14 protein-coding genes are annotated in these 14,630 nt (G+C 58.5%); 5 read left to right on the top strand and 9 right to left on the bottom strand.

Annotated features, from left to right (window positions below):
• The first annotated feature begins 23 nt into the window (after positions 1-23).
• The 5 genes from tal to pgl are packed head-to-tail and all read left to right on the top strand — an operon-like array spanning position 24 to position 6,079.
• Positions 24-1,136, top strand: coding sequence for a transaldolase (gene tal, locus I6E56_RS01415; RefSeq protein ID WP_197135543.1), 1,113 nt, complete (start codon positions 24-26; stop codon positions 1,134-1,136).
• Positions 1,133-2,731, top strand: a complete 1,599-nt coding sequence (locus I6E56_RS01420; RefSeq protein ID WP_197135544.1) for a glucose-6-phosphate isomerase — start codon at positions 1,133-1,135, stop codon at positions 2,729-2,731. The genes tal and I6E56_RS01420 overlap by 4 nt, the downstream gene beginning before the upstream one ends.
• A gap of 35 nt (positions 2,732-2,766) precedes the next feature.
• Positions 2,767-4,308, top strand: coding sequence for a glucose-6-phosphate dehydrogenase (gene zwf / locus I6E56_RS01425; RefSeq protein WP_197135545.1), 1,542 nt, complete (start codon positions 2,767-2,769; stop codon positions 4,306-4,308).
• Positions 4,305-5,279, top strand: coding sequence for a glucose-6-phosphate dehydrogenase assembly protein OpcA (locus I6E56_RS01430; protein ID WP_197135546.1), 975 nt, complete (start codon positions 4,305-4,307; stop codon positions 5,277-5,279). The genes zwf and I6E56_RS01430 overlap by 4 nt, the downstream gene beginning before the upstream one ends.
• On the top strand, positions 5,276-6,079 hold the full coding sequence (pgl, locus tag I6E56_RS01435; RefSeq protein WP_197135547.1) for a 6-phosphogluconolactonase: 804 nt from the start codon (positions 5,276-5,278) through the stop codon (positions 6,077-6,079). Before I6E56_RS01430 ends, pgl begins: the two co-directional genes overlap by 4 nt.
• A 116-nt stretch (positions 6,080-6,195) precedes the next feature.
• Here pgl and I6E56_RS01440 read toward each other — a convergent pair whose 3' ends face one another.
• From I6E56_RS01440 to uvrC, 9 genes are all read right to left on the bottom strand, one after another.
• Positions 6,196-6,561 carry an RNA polymerase-binding protein RbpA gene (locus I6E56_RS01440; RefSeq protein ID WP_197135548.1) on the bottom strand — a complete coding sequence of 122 codons (366 nt, stop codon included), beginning with the start codon at positions 6,559-6,561 and terminating at the stop codon, positions 6,196-6,198.
• A 32-nt stretch (positions 6,562-6,593) separates the two neighbouring features.
• Positions 6,594-6,842 carry a preprotein translocase subunit SecG gene (secG, locus tag I6E56_RS01445; RefSeq protein WP_197135549.1) on the bottom strand — a complete coding sequence of 83 codons (249 nt, stop codon included), beginning with the start codon at positions 6,840-6,842 and terminating at the stop codon, positions 6,594-6,596.
• A 46-nt stretch (positions 6,843-6,888) separates the two neighbouring features.
• Positions 6,889-7,686 carry a triose-phosphate isomerase gene (tpiA, locus tag I6E56_RS01450; protein WP_197135550.1) on the bottom strand — a complete coding sequence of 266 codons (798 nt, stop codon included), beginning with the start codon at positions 7,684-7,686 and terminating at the stop codon, positions 6,889-6,891.
• Entirely contained in the window at positions 7,674-8,891 is a 1,218-nt protein-coding gene (gene pgk / locus I6E56_RS01455; protein WP_197135551.1) for a phosphoglycerate kinase, read from the bottom strand. The genes tpiA and pgk overlap by 13 nt, the downstream gene beginning before the upstream one ends.
• A 12-nt stretch (positions 8,892-8,903) precedes the next feature.
• Complete coding sequence (gene gap, locus I6E56_RS01460; protein WP_197135552.1) at positions 8,904-9,911, bottom strand: type I glyceraldehyde-3-phosphate dehydrogenase; 1,008 nt, start codon at positions 9,909-9,911, stop codon at positions 8,904-8,906.
• A gap of 108 nt (positions 9,912-10,019) precedes the next feature.
• Positions 10,020-10,646 (bottom strand): superoxide dismutase, encoded by a 627-nt coding sequence (locus tag I6E56_RS01465; protein ID WP_197135553.1) that lies wholly within the window; start codon positions 10,644-10,646, stop codon positions 10,020-10,022.
• Positions 10,647-10,756: 110 nt separating this feature from the next.
• The gene (gene whiA, locus I6E56_RS01470) at positions 10,757-11,737 is read right to left on the bottom strand and encodes a DNA-binding protein WhiA (RefSeq protein WP_197105653.1); all 981 of its coding nucleotides are present in this window, start codon (positions 11,735-11,737) and stop codon (positions 10,757-10,759) included.
• Between the two features lie 45 nt (positions 11,738-11,782).
• Positions 11,783-12,658: an RNase adapter RapZ gene (gene rapZ / locus I6E56_RS01475; RefSeq protein WP_197124682.1), complete on the bottom strand. Its 876-nt coding sequence runs from the start codon at positions 12,656-12,658 to the stop codon at positions 11,783-11,785.
• A 21-nt stretch (positions 12,659-12,679) separates the two neighbouring features.
• A complete protein-coding gene (gene uvrC / locus I6E56_RS01480) occupies positions 12,680-14,629 on the bottom strand; it encodes an excinuclease ABC subunit UvrC (protein ID WP_197135554.1) in 1,950 nt (649 codons plus the stop codon).
• Between the last annotated feature and the right edge of the window lies 1 nt (position 14,630).

The following is a 14,630-nucleotide window of genomic DNA, read 5'->3' on the forward strand; positions in this document are numbered from 1 at the left end:
CACCCCAGATAAGGAGACAAGAAATGACTAACGAAACACCCACCGCAGCGCTCTCAGGCCTCGGCGTAAGCATCTGGCTGGATGACCTGTCGCGCGAGCGCATCAACTCGGGCGGCCTCCAGTCGCTCATTGCTTCGCGCAATGTCGTCGGCGTTACTACGAACCCGACCATTTTTGCCACTGCGTTGGCAAAGGGCGAGGCGTACGACGAGCAGGTAGCGTCGCTCGCCGCTACCGGCACGAGCGTCACTGATGCCGTGTTCGAGATCACGACAGATGATGTTGCCGCTGCCAGTGACATCTTCCGCCCGGTGTACGACGCCACTGAGGGCCGCGATGGCCGCGTCTCCATCGAGGTTGAACCTGGACTGGCCCATGATGCTGCAGGCACGATTGCGCAGGCTCAGCAGCTCTGGGCCAAGGTTGCTCGCGAGAACGCGATGATTAAGATTCCCGCGACCGTAGAAGGCCTCGAGGCAATCACTGAAACGATCGGCGCTGGAATCAGCGTCAACGTCACTTTGATCTTCAGCTTGGCGCGTCACCGCGAAGTTATCGAGGCTTACCTCACTGGTTTGGAAAAGGCGAAGGCCGCCGGCCACGACCTTTCGAAGATTCACTCGGTCGCATCGTTCTTCGTCTCGCGCGTCGACACCGAGATCGACAAGCGTCTTGACGCGATCGGTACGGATGACGCCAAGGCCCTCAAGAGCAAGGCGGGCATTGCGAACGCTCGCCTCGCTTACCAGGTCTACGAAAACGCATTCGCTACAGAGCGCGCTCAGACTCTCATCGCTGCTGGAGCAAACAAGCAGCGTCCGTTGTGGGCCTCCACCGGTGTTAAAGACCAAAGACTGCCCGACACGCTCTACGTCACCGAGCTTGCTGTCGGCGAGACGGTGAACACCATGCCTGAGAAGACGCTTGAAGCGACCTTCGATCACGGTGTCATCGAAGGCGAGCAGGTGACCGCAAACTACGACGCTGCGAACTTTACGCTCGACGCACTCGCTTCACTCGGCATTTCGTACGACGAGGTGACCGCGCTGCTCGAGAAGGAAGGCGTTGAGAAGTTCATCGTCTCGTGGAACGAACTGCTCGACACCGTGTCTGCTGCTCTCGAGGCAGCAAAATGAGTGTGAAGCTCGCCGTATCGGGTGCGGCAGCGGAAGCCGTGAACAAGATCGTGCCGCAGCTTGTCAACGATCTCGTAGCAAGCCGTATTACCGGAGGCGACGCGACGCTGTGGGGCCCCGCCGCTGAGGAAGAGTCTGCCAAGCGTTTGGGCTGGGTTGAAGCTGTTTCCGTCGGTCGACCAATGATCGAAGACATCTACGCGCTACGAGATAAGTTGCGCGCCGATGGCGTGAACCACTTTGTCTTGGGAGGCATGGGCGGTTCGTCTCTTGCCCCAGAAGTAATCACTCGCACGTACGGAGTGGAACTGACGGTACTTGACTCAACGGATCCCGCACAGGTGCAGGCTGCCCTCGCGGATCGTCTTCAGTCGACCGCTGTTGTCATTTCTTCCAAGTCTGGTTCCACTCTCGAAACCGATTCCCAGAAGCGCATCTACGAAAAGTTCTTTACTGATGCCGGAATCGATCCTCGGGAACGCATCGTAATCGTCACTGATCCCGGTTCTCCTATGGATGTCGCGGCTCGGGCTGCGGGATACCGCGTGTTCAACGCCGACCCCAATGTTGGCGGCCGTTACTCGGCTCTCACCGCCTTTGGACTCGTTCCGTCTGGGCTTGCTGGGGTTGACCTGGTCGAGCTGCTCGACGAGGCCGAAGCCGTCATGGTTGAGCTTGCGGTCGACAACGAGAGCAACCCCGGCCTCGTGCTGGGCGCTGCGATTGCCGGAACGGATCCCCTCAAGGACAAACTCGGCATCGTGACCGATGGCACCCACATCCTCGGCTTTGGGGATTGGGCTGAGCAACTCATTGCGGAATCGACAGGAAAGCTCGGCAAGGGACTCCTTCCCGTCGTGCTGCGCACTGACTCCCCCGAATTGACGGAAGGCTTGGACGACCTTCAAGTTGTTCGTCTCGTCGGAGAATGGGACGACACTAAAGAGGTAGCGGAGGGCGAGATTGAGATCGCTGGTTCTCTCGGTAGCCAGTTGCTGCTCTGGGAGTACGCGACCGTTATCGCTGGCCGGATCCTCGGAATCAACCCCTTTGACCAGCCTGACGTTGAAGCTGCAAAGAATGCTGCTCGAGAACTCATCGACAACCCCACCCCACCCCAAGCACCGGCCTTCACCGTCGGTGACATTGAGGTCCGGGGCACCGATGGCGTAGTTGCTGACAGCAGCGATCTTGCCGGAGTTATTTCTTCGCTTCTGTCGTACCTCGATGATGACGGCTATGTCGCAATTCAGGTCTATGCAGACCGCACGGGGTACCCGGAGCTCGTTGAGCTTCGTGAGCGGGCAGCAGCCCGCGCAAAGCGCCCGGTGACATTCGGTTGGGGACCCCGGTTCCTGCACTCGACGGGCCAGTTCCACAAGGGTGGGCCAGCGATCGGAGTGTTCCTTCAGATCATTGTTGTTGAAGAAACTGACCTGCAGATTCCTGACCGTCCGTTCACTTTTGGGCAGCTGATTCGTGCGCAGGCAGCAGGCGACGCTAGCGTTCTGGCCGAACATGGCCGCCCCGTCCTGAGCCTCACAGTCTCGAATCCGAAGGTTTCGCTGCCGCTGGTTCTTGACGCGATCGGATAAGTGCCGCACCTACGTGCCGCACACAGAGGAGAAGTATGTCCCCCGTTGACATCAGTGCTGAATTCAACCCACTGCGGTTGAGCTCTGACCGCAGGCTTAACCGCATTGCTGGCCCAAGTGCTTTGGTCATTTTTGGCGTAACCGGCGACCTGTCGCGCAAGAAATTGATGCCGGCTGTCTATGACCTCGCCAATCGGGGGCTACTTCCCCCCGGCTTCGCTCTCGTCGGATTTGCTCGACGAGACTGGGAAGACCAAGACTTTGAGAAGGTCGTGCACGATGCTGTCAAACAGTACGCGCGCACACCGTTCGACGAGGATGTGTGGAAACAGCTCGCTCAGGGCATCCGCTTTGTGCAGGGCGAATTCGATGATGCTGCGGCTTTCGAACGTCTGAAGGAAACACTGTCTGAATTGGATAGTGAGCGCGGAACCATGGGTAACCACGCGTTCTATCTTTCGATTCCTCCGAAGTCCTTTCCGCAGGTAACCGAGCAGCTTCGGAACTCCGGGCTAGCTGAACAGCGCGACGGGCAGTGGAGTCGCGTTGTCATCGAGAAGCCATTCGGTAGCGATCTCACGACAGCGCGCGAACTCAACGACGTGGTGGAATCAGTGTTCCCACCCGACAGCGTGTTCCGCATCGACCACTATCTGGGCAAAGAGACCGTTCAGAACATCCTCGCGTTGCGCTTTGCCAATCAGCTCTTTGAACCAATCTGGAACTCCAACCACGTCGATCATGTTCAGATCACGATGGCAGAGGACATCGGAGTCGGAGGTCGGGCCGGGTACTACGACGGAATCGGAGCAGCGCGCGACGTCATCCAGAACCACCTCCTCCAGCTTCTCGCATTGACTGCGATGGAAGAACCAGTGTCGTTTGATGCGGCAGATTTGCGCGCGGAGAAAGAAAAAGTTCTTTCAGCAGTGCGCCTTCCTGAGAATCTTGGAGAGCACACAGCGCGGGGGCAATACGCCGGCGGCTGGCAAGGTGGCGAAAAGGTTAGCGGTTTCCTTGACGAAGACGGGATGAACCCCGAGTCCGAGACTGAAACGTACGCCGCAATTCGGCTCGACATCGGCACACGTCGATGGTCAGGTGTGCCGTTCTACCTCCGAGCAGGAAAACGTCTGGGACGACGAGTGACTGAGATCGCGGTGGTCTTTAAACGCGCTCCCCAGTATCTCTTCGAGGAGAGCCGCACGTCGGCACTCGGACAGAACGCTCTCGTCATCCGAGTGCAGCCAGATGAGGGTGTCACTATTCGCTTCGGGTCGAAAGTTCCTGGTGCCGAGATGCACGTGCGCGACGTCACGATGGACTTCGGCTATGGCCACGCGTTCACCGAGGCAAGTCCCGAGGCCTATGAACGGCTCATCCTCGACGTATTGCTCGGCGATCCGCCGTTGTTCCCCCGTCATGAAGAGGTTGAGCTCAGCTGGAAGATTCTCGACCCCATTGAAGAGTTCTGGGCAACGCAGGGCGCCCCGGAACAGTACCGGCCCGGCACTTGGGGTCCGAAGTCCGCGGATGACCTTATGGAGCGCGATGGACGAGTCTGGAGACGACCATGATTGTTGATCTACCCAACACCACTACCGCGAAAATCTCGAAAGCGCTCGTACGGATCCGTGAAGATGGCGGAGCCGTCGCGCTCGGTCGCGTACTCACTCTCATCATCGCCACCGAGTTCGGTAACGAAGAAGAAGCGATCGCGGCGGCTAACGATGCGTCTCGTGAGCACCCGATGCGAGTGCTGGTCGTCTCGACGAGTAGCGCGTCATCCGCTCGTGATGAAGAAGCTCGCGTCGACGCGCAGATTCGTGTCGGTGGAGATGCTGGCGCAAGCGAGGTAATCGTGGTTACCGCGCATGGGGATGCTGCTCTGGATCAAGAGAGCCTCGTTACCGGTCTGCTCCTGCCCGACGCTCCCGTCGTCGCGTGGTGGCCCGGTGAAGGCCCCGTAAGCGCTTCACAGTCGCCGCTCGGACGCATCGCGCAGCGCCGCATTACCGATGCTGCTGCCAGCACCAACCCCCTCGATGCGATGCATCGCATGTGCAAAACCTACGTGCCCGGAGATACCGACTTTGCCTGGACACGGCTCACGCTCTGGCGCGCGCAGCTTGCTGCCGTGCTTGACCAGCCTCCCTACGAGTCAATCACCGCGGTTACCGTCAGCGGTGCCGCAGATTCCGCATCTACGATGCTGCTCGCCGCGTGGTTGCAGATGCAACTCAAGGTAAAGGTGACACTGCACGTAGCCGAAGGCTCCCCTGTGCCGACGGGCATCCACGCCGTGATTCTCGAACGAGCGTCAGGAACAATAACGCTCGAGCGCAACATCGCCAACATTGCGACGTTGACACAGCCAGATCAGCCCGTTCACGACATCTCCTTGCCGCGCCGCAGTCTTCGAGACTGCTTGGCAGAAGAGCTCCGTCGGCTCGACCCCGACAGCCTCTTCGGTGACGTCGTGCGTCACGGTGTCAGCGAGATTACTGGTGTGAAGATCAATAACTCTACGAAGGCGAAGAGCGAATGAGTAACGAACGTCGTGCGATCGTGCACACTGACAAAGCGAAGCTAGCAAAAGCGGTCGCGGCACGATTCTTGTCGAAAGTCCCCCAGATCATTGCTGAGTTCGATGAGGCAACGGTCGTCCTCACCGGTGGATCGATGGGTCAAGCGGTTCTCGAAGCGATCAACAAGTCCTCCAAGCGGGATGCCGTTGACTGGTCACGTGTTAACTTTTGGTGGGGTGACGAACGCTGGCTTCCCGCCGGAGATCCCGAACGCAACGATGTGCAGGCGCGTGCAGCGCTACTTGACCACATTCCTGTCGACCCGCGACGCGTTCACGCTGTTGCGGCATCCGACACAGGTCTTACCTTGGATGACGCGGCTCAGGCTTATGCGAACGACCTTGCAGCCCATTCAGCCCGCAACGGCAAGTATCCGAACTTCGACATCGTCTTTCTCGGGGTGGGCCCGGACGGTCATATCGCGTCGCTCTTCCCTGAACGTGAGGGAATCCGGGAGACGGAACGAACCGTTATTGCTGTACGTAACTCCCCCAAGCCTCCGGACGAACGCGTCAGCCTCACGCTGCCCGTTATCAACTCCTCGGTACGGATCTGGGCCGTCGTAGCCGGCAGTGACAAAGCATCCGCGCTTGGGCTAACACTTGCCGGTGCAAGCTATAACGAAGTCCCTGCAGCGGGACTTGAGGGCCGTCGCAAGACGCTTTTCTTTGTCGACTCTGACGCTGCAGCCCAAGTGCCTGCATCTCTCATTGATCCAGGACAGTTCTGGACCAGTGCCGATTCCACTGACGAGCACTGACTCACGAACGAGCTTTAACGAGCAAAGGCCCCAACCGAAACGGTTGGGGCCTTTGCTATTGATGCTTGTGTCCATCCAGAAGACTCCGCTAGCGGCTGAAACTGAATGAAAAACCGTTATTCAGCGGGAGCAGTACCCCGTCGAGTGCGCAATTGCAGCAGAGCCTCATCGAGAAGCTCAGTCGCTTCGTCGTCGCTGCGGCGCTCTTTTACGTACGCGAGGTGAGTCTTGTAGGGCTCTAGTTTCGAAGCCGACGGAGGATTCTGTTTGTCGCGCCCCGCAGGGAGACCCGACGATGGGCAATCAATGGTCTCTGGAATCTCTTCGTCGGGAACGGTCGCAGAGAAAGACCTTACGGTTTCGTTTCCTAGAGCGTCCCAGTACGAGATCTGCACGCGTTCAGCGTGAAAACCACGATCTTGTTCGCCCATAGGGCCCGAGCCAACGCGTGACCCACGAATTGCACTTCCGCCTGCTGCCACTGTGTTCCTTCGTTTGCTAAAACTGGAGGTTCTTAGGCACCGTCGAATTTGGTGATGAGACCAAGAACTACGATGCAACTGATCCACACCACGCCCAGAATCACCGTGATGCGGTTCAGGTTGCGTTCTGCAACACCGGAAGCACCCAGATTGGACGTGGTTCCCCCACCGAACATGTCGGAGAGACCTCCACCGCGTCCGCGGTGAAGAAGGATGAGAAGTGTGAGCAGCAAGCTCGTAATAGCGAGCAATACCTGCAGCACAACTTGGAGAATTTCCACAAAGAACCTTTCGAACAGGCCGTTCCGGCCTCGAACAGTATAACGGCTAGGTGCCGACGTGCTTGGAGAAGCGCGAGATGCTAGCAAATTCCGCTACATCTAGGCTCGCACCGCCGACCAGGGCGCCATCAATATTGGGTTCGCGCATGAGGCTCGCGATGTTGCTGGACTTAACGGACCCACCGTACAGAATTCGCGTCGCTGCTGCGACATCGTCGCCAAGCACCTCGGCGAGCGTTTCACGCAAGCGGGCGGCAACCTGCTCAGCCTGTTCAGGCGTTGCGGCTTTGCCGGACCCTATTGCCCAGACCGGTTCGTAAGCAACCACGATCTCTGGATTTCCCGAGATGCCCGCAAGACCAGCCCTAAGCTGCGCCACAGGGACAGCACTGGGGCCGTGAGCTTCGAGATCATCCGCGGTCTCGCCAACGCACAGCACTGGCACGAGGCCGTGCTTCAACGCCGCAGAAACTTTGCGGGCGAGCTGTTCATCTGTCTCGCCGTGCATCGTGCGACGTTCAGAGTGACCTACGAGTACGTAGTGGCAGTCAAGCGCTGACAGGAACGCGCCTGAAATCTCTCCTGTGTAGGCACCGGATTCGTGTTCCGAAAGATCTTGGCCGCCGAAACGTACCTCGAGCTTGTCGGCGGCGATGAGGGTCTGCACCGATCGTAGATCCGTAAAGGGCGGGAATACCGCTACCTCTGCCCCTTCAACACCAAAGTCATGGTTCGCGTCTTTCAACGTCCATGCCAGCTTCTGCACGAAAGCGATCGACTGAAGATGGTCAAGATTCATCTTCCAGTTGCCCGCGATAAGCGGGACGCGCTTTACTTTTGCCATCCGAGTACCTCCAGTCCGGGGAGCTGCTTGCCTTCGAGGAACTCGAGGCTCGCGCCGCCACCCGTAGAAATGTGACCAAATTGGTCGTCGTCAAAACCTAATGCGCGAACAGCTGCGGCAGAATCGCCACCACCGACAACGCCAAATCCATCTGTCTCAGTCAGCGCTTGCGCGACTGCCTTCGTTCCTGCTGCAAAAGCTGGGAACTCAAACACACCCATTGGGCCGTTCCAGAACACCGTCTTGGACGCACGAATCACTTCGGCGAAGCGTGCAGCCGTGTCTGGTCCGATGTCTAGTCCAATACCAGCAGCACCGAACTCGGTGTCTTCAATCGCATGAGCCGGCGTTACCGTGTGAGCGGCATCCGGTCCAAACGAAGCGGCGACCGCAATGTCTGTCGGAAGAACAATCTCGACACCCAGCTCTTCAGCCTGGGTGATATATCCCCGCACCGTCTCGAGCTGGTCGCTCTCGAGGAGGCTAGCTCCAACCTTGTAGCCCTGCGCGGCAAGGAAGGTGAAGAGCATTCCACCGCCAACGAGCAGCGTATCGACGCGCGGGAGAAGCGCGCCGATGACGTCGAGCTTGTCGGAAACTTTGGATCCGCCCAAAACGACCGTGTAGGGACGCTCTGGGGTGACAGTAAGGCGTTCGAGAACACCAAGTTCAGTTTCGATAAGCAACCCAGCAGCGCTCGGGAGGGCTTTCGCCAACTCGAACACGCTTGCCTGCTTGCGATGAACTACTCCGAAACCGTCAGAGACGAACGCGTCGCCGAAGCGAGCGAGTTTGGCTGCAAACTCTTCACGTTCCGTCTCTGACTTTGAGGTTTCACCGGAGTTGAACCGCAGATTCTCCAACAGCGCTACGCCGCAATCGTCGAGCTCAGCAACCGCTTGTTCAGCGGCGTGCCCGACAGTGTCCTTAGCAAACACAACGGCTTTGCCCAACAGCTCTGAGAGACGCTGCGCGACTGGCTCAAGGCTGTACTGAGCATCGGGCTCACCACCGGGGCGACCCAAGTGAGACACGATGACGACTCGAGCACCCTCATTGATGAGGGCATTAAGCGTGGGCAACGATGCACGGATGCGGCCGTCATCCGTAATCTGACCGTCCTTGAGCGGTACGTTCAGATCACAACGGACGATGACACGCTTGCCGCGCAAGTCGGGAAGCGTTGAAAGAGTTCTGAGGCTCATAATCGTTGGATGTTAGAGGCGGGCGCCGACGTATTCTGCAACGTCAACGAGACGGTTCGAGTAGCCCCACTCGTTGTCGTACCACGAAGCGACCTTGACCTGGTTGCCGATGACCTTCGTCAGGCCTGCGTCAAAGATCGACGAGTGCGGGTCACCAACAATGTCGGTAGAAACGATTGGGTCCTCGGTGTACTTGAGGATGCCCTTGAGGGGACCCTCAGCCGCTGCCTTGTAAGCCGCGTTGACCTGCTCGACCGTAACTTCTGACGACGTCGTGATTGTGAGGTCCGTGATCGAACCAGTGATGACGGGAACGCGAAGGGCGTAACCGTCGAGCTTGCCTACGAGCTCAGGAATGACCAAGCCAAGTGCCTTTGCTGCACCAGTCGACGTCGGAATCACGTTTTGTGCTGCTGCACGAGCGCGACGCAAGTCCCCGTGCGGACCATCCTGAAGGTTCTGGTCAGCGGTGTACGCGTGAACAGTGGTCATGAACCCGGTGTCGATTCCGAAGTTGTCCATGAACACCTTGGCCAACGGCGCGAGGCAGTTCGTCGTGCACGATGCGTTCGAGATGATGTTGTGAACGGCGGGGTCATAGACGCCCTCGTTGACGCCAAGCACCAGAGTTGCAACGTCGTCGCCCGAAGCCGGAGCCGAAACGATGACCTTCTTGGCGCCAGCAGCGATGTGCTTCGCAGCATCCGCCGACTTCGTGAAGTGACCGGTCGACTCAATGACGATGTCGACGCCGAGCTCGCCCCAAGGAAGGTTCGAGGGATCGCGCTCAGCGAAAACCTTGATTGCTTTGCCGTCAACGACGATTTGCTCGTCATCAAACGTAACCTCAGCGTTTAGACGACCAGTGATGGTGTCGTACTTGAGGAGATGAGCGAGGGTCTTGTTGTCTGTGAGGTCGTTGACCGCAACAATTTCAATGTTGCTGTCCTTGGCCATTGCCGCTCGAAAGAAGTTGCGACCGATGCGACCGAAACCATTAATACCGATTTTTACGCTCACTGTTGCTCCAGAAAATCAGGCGTCTAGGACGCGTCGTGCTGTAGTGGTGGGGGTGTTGCTTTGGTGGAGACTGGGCTAAAGCCGGGGCCTAACCCGGCCACGATGCCGCTACGAGAGTAGCAGCAGACCGTTTGTCTTCGAGCGCGCGGCGCTGAAGCGGTCCTGAACGTTGGCCCAGTCAACGATGTTCCAGAACGCCTTGACGTAGTCAGCACGCACGTTCTTGTAGTCGAGGTAGTAGGCGTGCTCCCACACATCAAGCATGAGGAGAGGAACGATGCCCGCTGGCAAGTTGCCCTGCTGGTCGAAGAACTGAACGATGATGAGGCGCTCTCCGATGGAGTCCCAAGCCAGGACTGCCCAGCCCGAACCCTGCACGCCCATAGCCGTCGCTGTGAAGTGTGCGGTGAACTTGTCGAACGAGCCGAAGTGATCGTCGATAGCGCTCTCAAGGTCGCCTGTGGGCTTGTCGCCGCCGTTTGGCGACATGTTGGTCCAGAAGATCGAGTGGTTGATGTGACCGCCCAAGTTGAACGCGAGGTCCTTCTCAAGCTTGTTCACATTGGCAAGGTTTTCGGAATCGCGAGCCTCAGCAAGCCCTGCGATTGCAGCGTTCGCACCAGTGACATACGCCTGGTGGTGCTTGCTGTGGTGCAACTCCATGATCATTGCGCTGATGCTTGGCTCAAGCGCGGAGTAGTCGTATGAAAGTTCGGGAAGCGTGTAATCAGCCATCGGAAGTCCTCCTAGGATCGTGATTCCTGCGCCGGCTGGCGAGCACGGTCAGGCGAGATACATCCAGTCTAACCACGTCCATCCGACGCACGTGCCGTATGGAGGGAACGCTAAGCCTCGTCCAACTCAGCGGGAAGGTTTGCTTCAGTACCGGCTACACCCAGGTCGCTTGCTCGCTTGTCTGCCATAGCCAGCAGCCGGCGGATGCGGCCAGCAACAGCGTCCTTCGTCATCGGCGGATCCGCATGGTGGCCTAATTCGTCCAGGCTTGAGTCTCGGTGGCTGAGACGAAGCTCGCCGGCGTAGCGCAAGTGCTGCGGCACGTCATCCCCCAAGATTTCAAGAGCGCGTTCGACGCGGGCACACGCGGCAACAGCTGCTTGCGCCGACCGGCGAAGGTTTGCATCGTCGAAGTTCACTAGACGGTTGGCGGTGGCACGAACTTCGCGACGTTGACGCAATTCGTTCCAGCTCACGACAGTCGTCTCAGCGCCCATGATCGTGAGCATGGCGCTAATCGCCTCGCCATCGCGAACAACGACACGGTGAACACCGCGAACCTCGCGTGCCTTTGCGGCGACGCGGAGTCGACCCGCTGCGCCGACCAACGCCATTGCAGCTTCGTTGCCGGGACAGGTTACTTCGAGAGCGGCAGAGCGGCCGGGGTCGGTGAGAGAACCTGCGGCGAGGAAAGCACCACGCCAGACAGCCGCCAACTCGCCGCGACCTCCTGTCGTGACGCGGTTGGGAAGACCTCGGATGGGACGTCGACGTGCATCCAGGAGCCCAGTCTGACGAGCGAGGGTTTCTCCCCCATCAAGCACGCGAACAAGCAGATTGTTTGTGCGGCGGCCGCCGGAAGACGCGACGCGCGAAATCTCCGAACGAACCCCGTAGAGCTCAGCAATGTCGCGACGCACCCGGCGCGCGAGCAGCTCGCTTTCAAGCTCCGACTCGACCGCGATGCGGCCAGAGATCAGATGGAGACCGCCCGAGAATCGCAAAATTGTTGCGAGCTCTGCAGCCCGCTCAGTCGTCTTGCCCAACTGAATTCGTGCCAGTTCGTCTTTGACTTCAGCAGTTAATGCCACTAACTGGCCTTCCTTCCATGATGGCGGTTCTGTTGGATGAGCAATTTACTCTCGTCCGCGGTCCCGATGTTTAATGCTTACGGCGACGCCTGGCAGGCCACTAAGAATAGCTGACAGCTCCTCGGCAATAGCGACTGACCGGTGTTTGCCACCCGTACAGCCGATCGCGATCGTTGCGTGTCGTTTATTCTCGCGCTGGTACCCGGCGAAAACAGGTTCGAGGGCTCGCGCATAGTCTGCAACGAACTCCTGTGCTCCAGGCGCCCCGACCACGTATGCACGAACTCGCTCATCGAGGCCGTCTAACGCTTTGAGCTCGGGAACCCAAAATGGATTAGGCAAGAATCTGCAGTCAGCCACCATGTCGGCGTCTGCTGGGAGACCGTACTTAAATCCGAAGCTCTCAATAGTAATACGTAAACCAGCGTCGCTCTCCGCAGAGAACTTCTCGATGATCGTCATCGCCAATTGGTGAATGTTCAAATCTGTGGTGTCGATGATGATGTCGCTACTGGAGCGAATCTCTGCCATGCGGGTGCGCTCCGCCGCAATGCCATCAAGCGGGGTGCCCTCGTCTTGAAGCGGATGAGGCCTGCGAACCTGCTCGAAGCGGCGAACGAGCGCGGCATCTTCGGCATCAAGAAACAGCACACGCAGCGACGTAGAACCACGGAGCGCCTCAATGGCGTTCTGGGCATCGGAGAAAAGCTTGCCGCCGCGTACATCGATAACCGCTGCAACGCGTGGAAGCGAATCTCCGGCGCGGTGAGCAAGGTCGACTAGAGGCAAAAGCATCTGAGGCGGCAAATTGTCGACGACATACCAGCCCAGATCTTCTAGCGCATTGCCGACGGTCGAACGACCGGCGCCCGACATGCCAGTCACAATAAGAACTTCTTGCTGCTCTGTCACGGGTTTCATGGTGGCTTCAGACTACCCGAGCTAGCGCTGACCCAGCTTCTCGATGATCGCGGTAGCGGTCGATTCCCCCACGCCGGGCACTTCAATGATCTGTTCCGCAGTCGCGGCCTTGAGCCTCGCGACAGAACCGAAGTGCTGCAAGAGCGCTTTGATGCGTGACGGGCCGAGACCGGGGACCGTAGAAAGGATCGATGAAATATCCTTCGAGCGTCGTTGACGCTGGTGGGTGATCGCAAAGCGATGCGCCTCATCCCTGATGCGTTGAATCAAGAACAGGGCATCACTATTGCGCGGAAGGATCACCGGGTACTCGGAGTCCGGCAACCAAATCTCTTCAAGACGCTTAGCAATTCCGGCGAGTTGGATGCCGGAGACGCCAGATTCTTCGAGAGCCCGCTTTGCCGCAGATACCTGGGGTTGCCCACCATCGACAATGAGCAATTGAGGCGGATAGGCAAACTTCTGAGAGGGAACTACGACATCGGCCACCTGTTCTACAGGATTGGTTTCTTCAGCATTCGGATGCTCGGTCTCGAGCGTTTCGATGGCCGTCGCCTGCGCTTCAGCGGCAGTGGGAACGGCGTTTCCCTCGGCAAGGTAGGCAAGGCGGCGCTTGAGTACTTGATAGATCGAGTCCGTGTCATCGGTGGTCTCAGGAATGTTGAAGCGACGGTAGTGCTGCTTTTTGGGCAGACCATCTTCGAAGACGACCATCGACGCCACCACGTTCGTTCCTGACAGGTGCGAGACGTCGAAGCACTCCATTCGAAGCGGAGCTTCTGGCATTCCCAGCGCCTCTTGGATATCGGCGAGAGCCTGAGACCGGGCGACGAAGTCACCACTGCGCTTCGACTTGTAGAGCATGAGCGCGTTCTTAGCGTTCGTCTCCACCGTCTGAGCAAGCGACGCCTTTTCGCCGCGCTGTGCAACCCGTAATCTGACTCGCGCCCCTGGCCCACGCCGTTGCGCTAGCCACTCTTCGAGCGCCGTGCTGTCTTCTGGCAATGCTGGCACGAGAACGTCTCGCGGTGGGACGGTGTCGTCGTAGGCATTCTGCAGCACAGACTCGACTAGTCCACCAAGCTCGACATCGAGTTCTTTGTCGACTACCCACCCCCGCACACCTCTGATTCGGCCACCACGCACGATGAACTGCTGGACTGCAGCAGCAAGCTCATCGTGGGCAATACCGAAGAAGTCAGCATCCACGTCTTCAGAGAGCACGATCTGGTTCTTTGCGAGAGCTGTCTCCATCGCGCCGATTTGATCGCGATAGCGTGCGGCAGCTTCATAATTCTGCGTAGCGGCAGAATCGGCCATCTTGACTCGGATTGAGTCGAGCATCCGGGAGTCATTCCCGGCCATAAAGGACGCGAAATCGAGGGCAATCGATTTATGCTCCTCAAGCGTCACACGCCCTACACAGGGCGCCGCGCACTTGCCGATATCACCGAGCAAGCACGGGCGACCTGTTTGCTGAGCGCGCTTGTAGACCGACGTGGAGCAACTGCGCATCGGGAATGCCTTGAGCATCACATCGACAGTGTCGCGGATGGCCCACGCACGAGAATAGGGACCGAAGTAGCGCGCGTTCGGAAGGTTGCGATTGCGAGTCACTAGCACCCGCGGAACAGGATCTCCCATCGTGATCGCCAGGTAGGGATAGGACTTGTCGTCTTTGTACTGAACGTTAAACGGCGGGTCGAACTCTTTGATCCAGGTGTATTCCAGCTGCAGCGCTTCGAAGTCGTTGCCAACTATCGTCCACTCCACATTGGTTGCGGTGAGCACCATCCGTCGAGTGCGCTCGTGAAGCGTCGTCAACGGTGCGAAATAGTTGCTCAGGCGAGCCCGCAAATTTTTCGCTTTGCCCACGTAGAGCACGCGCCTTTTATCGTCAATAAACCGATAAACGCCGGGCTGGTTTGGAATGTCGCCTGCGCGCGGGCGCCAAGCAACGGTGTTAGCCACG

Origin of the sequence: Salinibacterium sp. NK8237 (assembly GCF_015864955.1) — a bacterium.
GTDB lineage: Bacteria > Actinomycetota > Actinomycetes > Actinomycetales > Microbacteriaceae > Rhodoglobus.

Coding starts and splice junctions, on each gene's coding strand:
- tal (WP_197135543.1), top strand. CDS start 24: ATGACTAACGAAACACCCACCGCAGCGCTCTCAGGCCTCGGCGTAAGC.
- I6E56_RS01420 (WP_197135544.1), top strand. CDS start 1,133: ATGAGTGTGAAGCTCGCCGTATCGGGTGCGGCAGCGGAAGCCGTGAAC.
- zwf (WP_197135545.1), top strand. CDS start 2,767: ATGTCCCCCGTTGACATCAGTGCTGAATTCAACCCACTGCGGTTGAGC.
- I6E56_RS01430 (WP_197135546.1), top strand. CDS start 4,305: ATGATTGTTGATCTACCCAACACCACTACCGCGAAAATCTCGAAAGCG.
- pgl (WP_197135547.1), top strand. CDS start 5,276: ATGAGTAACGAACGTCGTGCGATCGTGCACACTGACAAAGCGAAGCTA.
- tpiA (WP_197135550.1), bottom strand. CDS start 7,686: ATGGCAAAAGTAAAGCGCGTCCCGCTTATCGCGGGCAACTGGAAGATG.
- pgk (WP_197135551.1), bottom strand. CDS start 8,891: ATGAGCCTCAGAACTCTTTCAACGCTTCCCGACTTGCGCGGCAAGCGT.
- I6E56_RS01465 (WP_197135553.1), bottom strand. CDS start 10,646: ATGGCTGATTACACGCTTCCCGAACTTTCATACGACTACTCCGCGCTT.
- rapZ (WP_197124682.1), bottom strand. CDS start 12,658: ATGAAACCCGTGACAGAGCAGCAAGAAGTTCTTATTGTGACTGGCATG.